Origin of the sequence: Saccharicrinis aurantiacus (genome assembly GCF_947489045.1) — a bacterium.
Lineage (GTDB): Bacteria > Bacteroidota > Bacteroidia > Bacteroidales > Marinilabiliaceae > Saccharicrinis > Saccharicrinis aurantiacus.
Genome location: NZ_CANLCN010000029.1, coordinates 14,559 through 27,386, shown reverse-complemented (window position 1 = coordinate 27,386; position 12,828 = coordinate 14,559). Strand labels below are relative to the sequence as shown.

Here is a 12,828-nt window from a genome sequence, read left to right as displayed (position 1 = left end):
AAATTTTAACAGCGTACAAAGATATAAAATTAACCGATGATACCATTTTCGTTTAAGAAAATATCAAAAACACTTAATTAAAAGGCTTATACTTTAAACCTAAAGACCAACCAAAACTATTATATAATTGTCCACCGTCATAAGCTATAGAACTAGAAAACTGAAGCTTATCCAACTTTTTTGGCATATAGTTTAATTCTAAAAAAGAATATACTTGTGTTTTACCACCTTTGTAGTAGTAATTATCAACTTCCTTCCAACTTTCTCTTGTAACATACTCTTCACTATAAGAGCCAAAATTATTTGTAATTGTTGTTTTAAAAAGATAGCTCAAATCAGGAGTTATATTCCCTTCTAGTCCAAGGTGAACTGCACGAACTCTGGTATTCATAAAAACTCTGCTATTTTTCCATTCTTCTTCTGGGTTATAAGCACTAGCCATATGATAAGTATGATACAAAGGATTCCCTATATTCTGTCCATGATAAGTCCAACTATTATAATAAACACCATTATTATTGTAGTCATCACGTCCTCCGAATTTATGTCCATTATTGGTTTCGTTTCTTATATGTTCCCAAACTTGGTCCTTTTGCCAACCTGTAGAAGTTTGATCAAAAACCTCATGCATAAAACGATCATAATCATCATTAATATCATCATCCCAAATAATAGCTCCCTGATTATGCCCATTATAAGAGACTGGATAATAAGGATCGGGAGTTCCTTGCCCTGACTGATGATCAGTCCTAATAAATTCTATACTAAATTTATTAAGCCACTTAATATCCTTAACATCAGCTATAACACCGATTTTAAAATCTTTATTATTAAATCGCCAAAAATTCATTCCTGAGCCATCCGCAAAAGGCTTTTGCAAATATGCTTGTACACCATGTTTACCAACATTAGTGTAAATCCCGAAATCCCAAAAACCTTCATGAGCACCTGCAGCATTCGTAGCTTCTCCCCCTCCTAAAGTTTCTGAACCTGAGGCAAAAAAAGTTGCCCAATAATCTACGGGTATTTTTGTCCCATCCGCTCTGACACCTCCATGTAAGGCACTATGAACGATTCCTGCATATGGTTGTATTTTTCCTTTACCAAAACGGCCGTAAGCCCATTTCTCATGCAATAGCACGTTGTCAGCGCTATTACCTTTACCATTTGACGTTCTATCATCATTTAATACACCCTCTGAGATACCTCCTCGAATTGCAAACCAATCATTTGTAAATCCTAATGGTAGATATTCATATATACCTACAGTCAACTTAGGAACAGGTCTTGCATTGCTATTATAAAGAAAACTACCTACAGTAATTCGATCATCATATGCAACAGGAGAGTAGGCTTCTTTACCTAGAGAGAAATTTAGAAAATTAAATGCTTTCCCACTAATAAATATTTCTTGAAGAAAACTATCATCAACCTTATCTTTTCCGACAACAGAAATACCGGTTTTTAAACTAATATTTCTATTATCAAGAATTTGATAAGACAAGCCTGCTTGTAGAAAAAAGTTTGACTGATCCAATGAAGAAACGATACCCCAGTTATTTACATGCTGATAGTGTGGAACAATTTGATCATTAGAGCTAACTAGTCCGAATGTATTAATATTAACATCTAACTTATCTTGAGAATTTACGAGAGGAAATATAAAAATTAGGCCAACTGCAAATAAACACCTCATTATCTTCATAACATTATTAAAATTGGTTTCTGAAAAAGTTTTAAAATAACCATACATCAAGATATTAGCATAAGGGATTAATTATAGTACTATAATGCTTACTATAAAAAATAAAGATTTCTGCTTACAGTAGCATAGTTACACCATTGCTTTCTAGGTTATATTTTAATACATCCCTTTATTGCCACAATCGTTAAACCAATCACGTAAACCATTCTCAAATCCATAAGGCAATTTAATACCACTTTTCTCTAACTTTTCTCCTGAGATATTAGTTGAAATCATCAGCTTTTTTACCCGATCAGGATGAATCCCAATCTTTTTTCCTCCCATAGCTCCAAGAATTTGAGAAGCAACAATCATTAATTTCGCACTAACCTTGAGTTTTGGTTCTTTTAAATTAGCTACTTTAGATATATGATGTACTATGTTATCTATCCGAGGAGCAGAAGGGTAACAGAAATTATATATCCCTGAATTAGTTTGGCCCAATTCAATTAATTGTAAACTAGCATAAACTAGATCTTTAACGTAAATACAAGCTTTTTGAGTATCTCTTCGTCCTGGATAAAAGAAGACTCCTTTTTCTATTGCTGTATACAAACGGGTGAAGTTACCACCTTCGCCAGTACCAAATATAACACCAGGTCTAAGAATAACCAATCGCCTGTTTTCCAAATCTTCTTTCTGCCATATTTGATGATTCTTCTCAGCAACTAATTTAGATATACCATATGGTGTATTTGGTGTTTCTAAGGTATCTTCTGTTTTATTTTCCTCTGAGGCACCATAAGGTGCTATTGAACTTGTAAAAATAATATTATCGATGCCTTTTTCAGAAGCAAAAGAACACACATTTTTAGAACCCTTAATATTAGTTTCAAAATAATCAAAATCAGGATGCCCAGGTGTTTTATGAATTGCAGCCAAATTAATTATTATATCACTTGACGAGAAGTCTCCCAAAATAGTGATAGGCAAACGTACATCCTGCTTGGGATCATCCTTAATATCATACGTTATAACAGTTCCTAAGTTATTTTCATTGATAAACGAAATAAAATGTGAACCTACAAATCCGGCAGAACCAAATATAATTATCTTCCTATCTTTCATTAAACTCCTTGTACTTTTGTGTAACAAATGACAATACTTTATCCTTAAATATCTGCTCTGAGAAATTTTCGGCATGTTTTCGAATTGCATTTTTATTCAGACTCCCTACTAAACTATCATTATTCTTTATACATTCTGTTATACTATCAGCAGTTTGTTCTTTAAAGAAATAACCAGAGACTCCTTCTTTTACAGTTTCAAGGGAACCTCCAACACCGTAAGCGATCACAGGAGTTCCGCAAGCCTGCGCTTCTACTGGTATGATACCAAAATCTTCGTTTGCAGCAAAAACAAAAGCCTTTGCTCTTTGCATATATGACTTGAGTGTATTAAAATCAACATATCCAAGCATCTGAATGTTCGCATTGGCTTTAGCTTGAATTTTTTTAAACTCTGGCCCATCACCAATAACCACTAATTTTTTTTCAGGCATTTTATTAAAAGCTTCTACTATAATGTCCATTCTTTTATAAGGAACCAATCTACTTGATGCTAAATAATAGTCTTCTTTTTCTTCATGCAGAGAAAAGGATGTAATGTCAACATTTGGGTAAATCGTGGTAGCAGTTCTTTTATACACTTTATTGATGCGTTTGGCAATATATTTTGAATTACTGATAAAGTGATCTACTCTAAAACTTGATGCTAAATCCCATATTCTTAAACGATGAAGTGTATATCTTGCAATAAAGCTTTTTAAACCTTTACTTAATCCCGCATCTTTCAAATATTGGTGGTGTAAGTCCCATGCATAACGCATTGGGGAGTGACAATAACAAATATGTAGCTGATTACTATTTGTTAATACACCTTTGGCAACAGCATGTGAAGAGGAAATAATTACATCATACTCATCTAAATTAAATTGTTCTATTGCGTATGAAAAAAAAGGCAAATAAACTCTGTATTTCTTTTTAGCAAATGGTAATTTCTGAATAAATGATGTGGTAACTTTATTATTATCAATTCCTAATTCATCGCAAACCTTAGGGTCAGATACCAAAGTGTAAATCTTGGCATTTGGGAAGATATCAGACAGGGCTTTCACAACTTTATCTGAACCTCCTACCGAGGTTAACCATTCTTGTATTATTGCTACTTTCATTTTTAAAGTAATTAGTAAACCTCACAGCAAATATACTGCCAAGCCAAACCCTCTATTAAAATTATTAGTTTGAAAATTCACACAAAAGTACAAAAGATGGTACTTAATGGAAATAAATTAACAAGCATTTATTAACAAACTATTAAAATATAGTAAAGCTAATGATACACTAATAAAACAATGGTTGCGTAAATTTTAAGCAAATAACTCTTTTAATATGGTTATATGCTGTTTTTGTGACACCTTCCAGTCAAATTTCTTTACATATTCTTGGGTATCTTTAGAAGAAGTTTTAAGGGGAGTAAGTTCAATTAAATCTCTTAATTTATTTGCATCAAATGGGTCAAAAAACTCAACATAGTCTCCACACACTTCAGGCATTGGTTGTGCTCTTGAACAAATAACTCTTGCGTTTGCTGACAAAGCCTCTAAAGGTGGCAATCCAAAACCTTCATATAGCGATGGAAATATAAAAGCCTCAGTGTTCTGATACAATGCAACTAAAACTTCATCATCAACAAAACCCGTGAACTTAACTCTTTCATTGCCTTCAACTAAATCTCTTAAGTTCTTATCTGCTTTTATAAAACCCTCTTTTTTTCCTACAATTACTAGGGTGAGGTTATTATTGCATTTAAAAAAAGCATCAATTACTACTTTCAAATTTTTATGCGGTTTAACATTACCAACACATAAGAGATACTTCCCTGTTGTTATAGGTGCAATTTTATTTGCTCCATCATTAATTTTCGAATTAAATTTATTAAAATCAACACCATTATAAACAACCTCTATCTTATCATTAAAGCCCAAATATTTAACTAATTCCTTTTTACTAAAGTTAGAAACAGTAATCACCTTATTTGACAACCGAACACTACTCCAATACAATATTTTTGCATATAAATATTCAACGTAAGAAAAGTAATTTCTGTTGGCTAAATGAAATGCGTCATGAATAGTAGTTACTCTATATTTGGCTCTTACAGGCATAAACGTAGATGCAAAATGTGGCGCCCAAAAAACATCACATTTCTCTACTTTAAAGGGGAGCAAAAGCTGGCCTATAGGTGAGTAAATTGAATACTTAAATTGAATTAGCGCAACATTATCGTATTTTAAATAAAATTTCGCATCTGACGTATTATTTACTATTAAATGAACACTCGCAAAGGCTTCAATTATACCATCTATAACTTCTCGAATATAACGTCCTATGCCTGATTCATTAATCATACGAGCATCTATTGTTATAGATTTAGTTTTAAGAATTGACATCATTACTCATTTTTATTAGCTAAGTTACCCTGTTTACTATAGTATATTTCTGCACCAACAGCTAAACCATAAAGCATCCAAATGTAAGGACGAAGAATGCTGGACTCGAAATTCATTATAAAAAGAACTGTTAATAATGCTGTACTAAATATTTTTTTGTATAAAGTATTTTTTATCCTCAAGCTCGAACGCACAATATTAACTAGGAATAAGGCAAAAATACCGAAAGCAATCCATCCTCCTTCAGCAATCAGTTCAATATACATGTTAATTACAGGTTTATCATAAGGAGATTCAATAGACGGATCAACATTGTAAAAATATTGACGTGGATTATCTCTTGAAGCACCCATACCAATACCAAAAAAATTCTCTTTAATAGTTTGAATTCCAAGCTGTACTCTAGGCCACCTATTTCCCGCCCTTCCAATTAATGTTTCGCGCAGATCTTCAGACTCAATAACCATTCGAATTGTTGATGCTAATAAATCTTCAGAATACTGTATGTAATAATAAACCCCGATAAAGGCAAGACAGGAGGCAATAATAAGGTAAGTAATTTCTCTTACAGATTTCTTCTTAAAAACATAATAAAACAAGAACACCATTAACATGATTAACATGTAATTAGCGCTTTGTGTAGATATTAAAACAACTAAAATTAGAAATATATCCAACAAAGATTTTTTTAAGCCTTTATTGAAAAAGTTTATAATCACATAACTAGTGTATAATATTAACGAGATTGCAAAATAAGATGGCTCAAAGTAAAATAGTTGAGCTCTTTCCTGAAGTCCTGCACCCCAGATAAGGGCAGCCAATATGATTTGGAAACGATAACAATAAACAATGATTAGTAGAGTACGAGATGTGCTTCTTTTTGCCGACTCTCGAAAATAAGTAAATATACAGAAGTAGGATATAAATACCCATATTATATAAATAAAGGACTTTACTTTTGTTGGTGAAAACAATACTGGAGGCAACAAAGCAATTGCAAATAATACAATCAATGCAATAGACCTATCGTAAAGAAGTTCATCTCTATTAAGAAACTTAATAGAGTATAACATTATTGGTATAAATGACACTCGCAATGAACCTCCTATTTGTGGTAAGTCCATTCCAACAAAAAAACAAAAGAGAAATAGAACTACATCTCCTTCATTAATCTTTATATTCAACTTGGACCAATCAAATTTACTCATATATTATTTCTCTTTACCAACAAGAACGTCACGATAAACACTTATATATTTTTCTATATCGCTAGTTTCATCAGACGCAATCATCTCTTTTATAGTATATTTTAAAGAATGAACATCGATAACCCCCATAGATATATCAGTAATTATATTAGTTAGTTCTATGCTTGAGTGATAAATAAAACCCGTTTCATTTTCACGAATCATTTCCCCTATTCCACCCCTACCTGTTGTAATTACAGGTATTCCATAAGAGTAAGCTTCGACTAAAACACGTGGAAATGGTTCATACCATATTGAAGGAATAATAAGCACATCAACTTGTTTGTAAAACTCATTCGAATCAACACGCCCTAGAAACTTAATCCTGCTATCACTCTTGGATTCTTGATAACACTCCTCAAAATAATTCCCTTTATTTTCACCTCCAATTAATAAATTCACATTACTTATTGTTGCTGATTTAAATGATTTAATCATCTCCAACACCCCCTTATTGGGATTTATTTGACCTATAAAACCAAAAGTAATGTTCTCAAGATTTATCTTCTTATTATAATTAACCAAAGGAGCCTGCGTACGAATTACATATTGTTTTGCATTAATAAATAATCCATATTTTAAATGTTCATTTAGCGTAAACTCACTAACGCCAACTACTGCATTAACATATTTACTCAATACCTTTTTGGGGTAAGATATTGATTTGCAAACAAAACATCGTTTTTCGCAAACCGTATTATTTAAAAATAAATTAGCATTCACACAAATACTTGCATAACTATTTAAAGTTAAAACCGTTGGTATATTTAGTTTTTTACAATGCTTCCAAATAGATGAAGGAATATCGCTTACGTTTCTGATATGCAAAACATCTGGTTTCTCTTGTACTAATATGTTCTTAATATCTTTAGGAATGCTTTGATTATAGGCTTCAGTAATATGCCAAATTGCTTTCTCTATTTTATTTTTTTGAGCTGACTCGCCAGACCAATATAGATTAGGTGTTTTTATGCGATAAACTTTTATTCCATCAATATATTCAATATCTCGACTCTCTTTATAAGCTGCTATAATAAAAACATCAATTCCTTTTTTAAGAAGCCCCTCAGCAAGCTGCTTAACTGAGTACTCTCCTCCTCCCTTATAATGTGGGTGATATGATGATGAAACAATACATATTTTCATTTTTCTTGTATTATTATTGAAATAATTTTTCGTAATCAACGATAATTTTTTCAAGTTTATAATTAGCTATGCAATCTAAAATAATTAATTCCGTATTCCACTTTTTAGATTGAGCCAATTTAATCGCATTCTCCAATACTTCCCCATCATACATATCTATAATTATACCGTTACTATTATTTATAATTTCGCTTATCCCTCCTTTATAATTATTAGCCAAAACCGGTAAACCGCAACAAAGTGCCTCTAAAACAGCATTTGGAAATCCCTCCCAGTGGGAGCTAGATAAAAACATATCAGCTCTGTTTAATATAGCATATGGATTATCTACAAAATTGTAAAGGGTTACATGATGTTGCAATCGAAGTTGATCAATTAGTTGTTCATAATGAGGTTTCAAACTACCTCTACCAACAATATGAAGATGATAATTTGTATTATGAGCAAATCTACTAAATGATCGTATTAATTCTTCGTACCCTTTTTGCTTTTCAAATTTGCCAATAGTAAGAAGATTATATTTATTCGAATCAAATATTATTGTAGATTCACAATTTTGTAGTTTTTGAATAGTAACTACATCTATTGGATTAAATATTTTAATAATTCGATCTCTCGGAACATTATAATTAGAAACCAAATCGTCTAGCATATCGCTACTTTGTGCAATAACATTATCTGATTTTCTTAAGGATACCTTGCACAAAGAGTTCATGATACATGACACATTCTCTCTTTTACTAATAACACCTGTTTCTCGAACTATTAGCTTAGTATATTTAGGTAAAAGTGGCTTAAATAAGGATACGATACTATTTAAGCCAAACATCGAACTAAATAATATATCTGGTTTATATTTCCAAATGGCAAATAATAGTTTAAAGTATACCAAATATTTTAAGATTCCTTCTCTTTTCTTTAGGTCTATAATATCCTGCGAATCTATATTTGAGCAATATTCTCCCGAGTTATTTAATAGAATAAGTTTACATGTATACTTGCGCTTATCCAAAGCACTCATTAAGTTCAACACTACACGTTCAGCTCCACCTCCATTAAGATTGGGCAAAAGAAAAAATATTTCTTTTTGTTTACTCATCAATTATTTTTTGATATTCCAACTCTATAAAAATAAAAAAATCCCCAACTATAAACTTAGGTGGAGATTTATGCAAAGAAACTAATTAAAAATGTAATTCGCTAAATTTAGTTAGCTTCGGTAGGCATTTGCGAAGCCTTGGTTTCTCTTGATTTTATAATAGCATTAGTATCGATAATTAATTTATTAATGTCATCTATTAAAACCTCAAGCTTTGGGTCGGCAATCTTTCTATTTAAAAAAGGTAAATAGGCTACAATATCTGTACATGCCAATACCAGATCTCTTTTCAATTCAGTTTGCGAAATACCCTGATTTGCTTTGCCTTCGTTAAGCTTAAGAGCATAAGCTTCGTAGGCCTCTTGACTTGCCCGTAAGGCATTAACCCATGCATCGGCATAAATTGATTGAAGCTCTTCTAAAGTAAATTTAGTGGCAATATCATTTAATAAATTACGCGTACCCGCAGATTGCTTCGCGTAAGACAAATTATTTAAGTACCATCCGTGCTTGCGAATGATGCTTTCTAAACGAGCAGCTAACTCAACCTGCGCCTGATTTGTAGAAAATTTAAAACTGGATACCATTCCTCTGAGGCCTAAAAATGCACTATCGCGTTCAATATCGAGCTCCTTTTTACCTGTGCCTGTATACTCAATATCTCCAGTCAATCCGGCTGCCTCAAAAGCATCTACCTTTTGATCAAAAGGAATTTTAAGAAATTGTAAATCATCTAAAGCTTCGGGCGAGATTTGTGCAATATTAATAATGCCTTTTACTCTTGTTGAATAGGTTTGAAGTTCTTTGTTTTGGATTTTTGAAAAATTTAAAGTTTCCATATTTGATTAAATTTGAGTTTAATAGTTACTAAAATTAATCAATAAGTTCAGTAATACAAATACTTATAGAGGAATAAAAAATCATAAACAAAGCTATCACAGACATTTACCATTAAAAATATTATATCCTAAATATGTCTTAGATTTCGCTACTAAATATTTTTATGGTTCAATAAGGTGGCCTTTTTTTATGGCAATTCTTTTTTCATCTAAATTCTGTGGCCGATTTGAATACAGAAAAAAAATTATTTAGATATGGAATCAGATTTTAGTGCTAAAAAATATTTTAAAGTACTTCAGCAAACATATTGCCTGCTATTTTTTTTAGAGATATCGGCTCAAAAACACTAACTATTGTATGTCACGTATTGGCATGACGGATAAGTATATTTATATCTATACCTTTCTTTACTTTAGCGGGCGTTCCTGCAATCATAACGTTACTTTCTTTAATGCTTTTATATACAGTAGAATTAGCAGCTATAGCAATATTATTAGCCAACTTTATATCTCCATAGATAACAACACCTGGTGCTATATAAATATTATCTCCCAATTGTGGTGCCAAAGAAGAACCACCTGAGGCTCCAATATTAGTAGATGCATGTATGCGACAATTCTTCCCTATTTTAGCATTTTTATTAACAACTATTGTACCGTAGTGAACAATAGCAAGGCCTGGTCCGAAAACATTTATTGGAATAGAAAAACTTAACTTAAGAGAGAGCCTTCTAAACCGTAATTTTAGGAAGGCTAAGTGAAATTTACTGAATATGCTAGTTTTACAATTAGTATAATATTCAAGCTTTCTTAAAGTTTTTTGAAACTGCCAAATGTAATTAGGGATAAAAAAACTTTTTAGAGATATCTTAATATTAGGTTTAATACCAAGAGCTAAACTATCGCGAGTAAGATAATATTGATAATCTTTTTTTGATTGTATCATTTTAATATTACTATAATCCTATTACAAACAATTATTAAACAACTTACAAAATGTAACTAAAATGATAAGGTATATAATTCTACCCTCAATATTAGGCTCACTTATTAACCTGGTTTGAAATCGAAATTTTAATTATTTAAACATTAAATAATTTATCCTGAGAGAAATCTCGGAACAATCCGGCTTTTACAGCCAACATATAGGTCCTTATAGTATATGCTTCTCTTTGTAAAAGTGAATAGCAAATAAAAAAAGTCAAGTAAATAACCATATTAAGAAAAAATAGTAGTTTATTTTTTACCAAAAAATTATATTGAAAATATATAGAATTTCTAGTGGAAAAGAATAATTGATTTTTATTCGAAGTATATAGATTTTGGAAACGCTTTGCCTTAATTTTACTCCATGAATTATCAACATCTTGAATAATAGCCATTGGAACTAAAACAAGGCTTCCACCAAAACTATAAATTCGTTTTGTATATTCTAAATCATCGCAGTATAAAACAAACCTTTCATCAGGATAACCGATATCCTTAATTATACGTTTATTAAAAAATAAGCCCCCATAAGGTCCAAATGGTATTTCAATTGGTACACTTAAGGGTGCATTGGGTTGATTAATTTTTCTCCTTCTAAATTTATCCAGCAGATTAAATCCAAAAAAAGCATTCTTATTAGCATAAGCCGCTTTGATACTATGCCCACTTACAATATCAGAATACGGCTTCCTACCTTCTCTATAAGCAACCATCATCGATTTATCATTAAAAGAGTTACAATTTTTCCTTAACACTTTTAGTGAACCTGCTGTGATTACATTATCATCATCCAAAATCATTATATACTCACAATCAACATTCTCAAAAACAAATTGAATTCCTTTTGAAAAGCCTATTGCCGAACCTTGATTTGAGCTAAAGCTAATAATATCTATACATATACCTAAGCTTTGGTATCTTTCAATAGTTTCTTTGGTCTTATTAGAGCTATTATTATCTACAATTACAATATTATCAACCTTTTCTCTTACAAGTGAATCAATCACTTGAGCCAAAAAAACACCCCTATCGCCATAAGTAACTGTTAAAGCACAAACCTTACTCATTCTGAATTATATTTTTAATTTTAAAAAATCGATAAATAGTTTCAAATAGATAGGTTAATACGACAACAACACCAAAAAACATGACATGACTAACAAATCCAAATAGATATCCCAAACCTATTAATGACAAGTAAAAAATTACGGTAATTATATTTCCAATGGCATATATTTTATATCTTCCATACATCTCAATAATCTTATCTGGATATATTCTCAAAATAATAATTAGAGGAACTAATAATAATAACCGAATTAAAGGTAGGGCATTTTTCATTTGGCCTCCTCCTACAAATTTAATAAAATCAGATAAGAAAAACAGAGAGATCAGTAAGCTAACGAACATTCCTACAAAAACAACAAACACCATCTTCTTTAAGAATTTGATATTTTTCTCACGCATAATTTTAGGATAGGTAGCTGTATTTATAAGAGTAATAAAAACTTTTATAATATTCATAATCTTTATACCAAGATCATAAATTGCGACCTCTGATGACCCTAAAAATAGTTTAATAAAAATAACATTAAAATTATCTCTTATCGAAATAACTGCCATGCTTCCAAATAAAGGTAAACTTTCATTAAAGTACTTTAAAAGTACACTCTTCGCTTGAAACTTAAATGCCACCTTATGCTTGATGAAGATAATATATAGAGCAACAATACCTCCAAATAAAACACCAATTCCATTTAATAATGGCACATATAAATAATCAGATTCCGTTTTTATGAAAACAAATATCAAGCAAAAGAAAATTAGCTTACTTGTTAATGAAATAAACGTGACATATTTCATCCTCTCAATCCCTTGAAAATACCAGATGGGAAATAGCCATTCGTTAATACAAAATAGAAATGATAAGAAATAAAGTGCTTTATCCTCCCAAAAGGAGGGGATACAAGCAACTATAATAAATAGTATGAGAAAAGACGTAACAAATAAAAGAGTCCTGATAATTAAAACTGATGATACTATTCTAGAGAGTATTGGTGCTGAATCCCGATGTATTGAAACTTCTTTGGTTGCAGAAAGTTGAAAACCAAACCGAATAAAAATAGCAAAATAATTACAGATAACTTGGGCAAAAATAACTTTCCCCCATATTTCTAATCCTAAAGTTTGAACCAAATAAGGGTAAGTTGCTAGTGGCAACAACATTGTTACTATTTGTAAAATACTTAAATACCCAAAGTTTGATAGTAAAGATTTATGATCTGATATCAGTAATTTAATTTTAGTAAGCACTA

At 31.1% G+C, this 12,828-nt stretch carries 11 protein-coding genes; all 11 read right to left on the bottom strand.

Annotation, left to right across the window (positions count from 1 at the left end; translation table 11 throughout):
* Nucleotides 1-73: 73 nt before the first annotated feature.
* The 11 genes from QMO11_RS20625 to QMO11_RS20575 all read right to left on the bottom strand — a co-directional run bounded on the left by QMO11_RS20625 (nucleotide 74) and on the right by QMO11_RS20575 (nucleotide 12,826).
* A complete protein-coding gene (locus tag QMO11_RS20625; RefSeq protein WP_282039759.1) occupies nucleotides 74-1,696 on the bottom strand; it encodes a hypothetical protein in 1,623 nt (540 codons plus the stop codon).
* A 165-nt stretch (nucleotides 1,697-1,861) separates the two neighbouring features.
* Nucleotides 1,862-2,812, bottom strand: a complete 951-nt coding sequence (locus QMO11_RS20620) for an NAD-dependent epimerase/dehydratase family protein (protein WP_282039757.1) — start codon at nucleotides 2,810-2,812, stop codon at nucleotides 1,862-1,864.
* Nucleotides 2,802-3,917: a glycosyltransferase family 4 protein gene (locus tag QMO11_RS20615; RefSeq protein WP_282039756.1), complete on the bottom strand. Its 1,116-nt coding sequence runs from the start codon at nucleotides 3,915-3,917 to the stop codon at nucleotides 2,802-2,804. Before QMO11_RS20615 ends, QMO11_RS20620 begins: the two co-directional genes overlap by 11 nt.
* Before the next feature lie 195 nt (nucleotides 3,918-4,112).
* Nucleotides 4,113-5,195: a glycosyltransferase family 4 protein gene (locus tag QMO11_RS20610; protein ID WP_282039755.1), complete on the bottom strand. Its 1,083-nt coding sequence runs from the start codon at nucleotides 5,193-5,195 to the stop codon at nucleotides 4,113-4,115.
* A gap of 2 nt (nucleotides 5,196-5,197) precedes the next feature.
* Nucleotides 5,198-6,403 carry an O-antigen ligase family protein gene (locus QMO11_RS20605; RefSeq protein WP_282039753.1) on the bottom strand — a complete coding sequence of 402 codons (1,206 nt, stop codon included), beginning with the start codon at nucleotides 6,401-6,403 and terminating at the stop codon, nucleotides 5,198-5,200.
* 3 nt (nucleotides 6,404-6,406) lie between these two features.
* Nucleotides 6,407-7,588 (bottom strand): glycosyltransferase family 4 protein, encoded by a 1,182-nt coding sequence (locus QMO11_RS20600; RefSeq protein ID WP_282039752.1) that lies wholly within the window; start codon nucleotides 7,586-7,588, stop codon nucleotides 6,407-6,409.
* Between the two features lie 13 nt (nucleotides 7,589-7,601).
* Nucleotides 7,602-8,687 (bottom strand): glycosyltransferase, encoded by a 1,086-nt coding sequence (locus tag QMO11_RS20595; RefSeq protein ID WP_282039750.1) that lies wholly within the window; start codon nucleotides 8,685-8,687, stop codon nucleotides 7,602-7,604.
* A gap of 107 nt (nucleotides 8,688-8,794) precedes the next feature.
* Nucleotides 8,795-9,526 carry a DUF6261 family protein gene (locus QMO11_RS20590; RefSeq protein ID WP_282039748.1) on the bottom strand — a complete coding sequence of 244 codons (732 nt, stop codon included), beginning with the start codon at nucleotides 9,524-9,526 and terminating at the stop codon, nucleotides 8,795-8,797.
* Nucleotides 9,527-9,887: 361 nt separating this feature from the next.
* Nucleotides 9,888-10,472 carry an LbetaH domain-containing protein gene (locus QMO11_RS20585; RefSeq protein ID WP_282039747.1) on the bottom strand — a complete coding sequence of 195 codons (585 nt, stop codon included), beginning with the start codon at nucleotides 10,470-10,472 and terminating at the stop codon, nucleotides 9,888-9,890.
* Between the two features lie 136 nt (nucleotides 10,473-10,608).
* On the bottom strand, nucleotides 10,609-11,580 hold the full coding sequence (locus tag QMO11_RS20580) for a glycosyltransferase (protein ID WP_282039745.1): 972 nt from the start codon (nucleotides 11,578-11,580) through the stop codon (nucleotides 10,609-10,611).
* Nucleotides 11,573-12,826, bottom strand: coding sequence for an oligosaccharide flippase family protein (locus tag QMO11_RS20575; RefSeq protein ID WP_282039744.1), 1,254 nt, complete (start codon nucleotides 12,824-12,826; stop codon nucleotides 11,573-11,575). The genes QMO11_RS20580 and QMO11_RS20575 overlap by 8 nt, the downstream gene beginning before the upstream one ends.
* Nucleotides 12,827-12,828: the final 2 nt, after the last annotated feature.

Bases quoted from the DNA above. Each gene is read 5' to 3' on its own strand.
- QMO11_RS20625 (WP_282039759.1), bottom strand. From the start codon at position 1,696: ATGAGGTGTTTATTTGCAGTTGGCCTAATTTTTATATTTCCTCTCGTA.
- QMO11_RS20620 (WP_282039757.1), bottom strand. From the start codon at position 2,812: ATGAAAGATAGGAAGATAATTATATTTGGTTCTGCCGGATTTGTAGGT.
- QMO11_RS20615 (WP_282039756.1), bottom strand. From the start codon at position 3,917: ATGAAAGTAGCAATAATACAAGAATGGTTAACCTCGGTAGGAGGTTCA.
- QMO11_RS20610 (WP_282039755.1), bottom strand. From the start codon at position 5,195: ATGTCAATTCTTAAAACTAAATCTATAACAATAGATGCTCGTATGATT.
- QMO11_RS20605 (WP_282039753.1), bottom strand. From the start codon at position 6,403: ATGAGTAAATTTGATTGGTCCAAGTTGAATATAAAGATTAATGAAGGA.
- QMO11_RS20600 (WP_282039752.1), bottom strand. From the start codon at position 7,588: ATGAAAATATGTATTGTTTCATCATCATATCACCCACATTATAAGGGA.
- QMO11_RS20595 (WP_282039750.1), bottom strand. From the start codon at position 8,687: ATGAGTAAACAAAAAGAAATATTTTTTCTTTTGCCCAATCTTAATGGA.
- QMO11_RS20590 (WP_282039748.1), bottom strand. From the start codon at position 9,526: ATGGAAACTTTAAATTTTTCAAAAATCCAAAACAAAGAACTTCAAACC.
- QMO11_RS20585 (WP_282039747.1), bottom strand. From the start codon at position 10,472: ATGATACAATCAAAAAAAGATTATCAATATTATCTTACTCGCGATAGT.
- QMO11_RS20580 (WP_282039745.1), bottom strand. From the start codon at position 11,580: ATGAGTAAGGTTTGTGCTTTAACAGTTACTTATGGCGATAGGGGTGTT.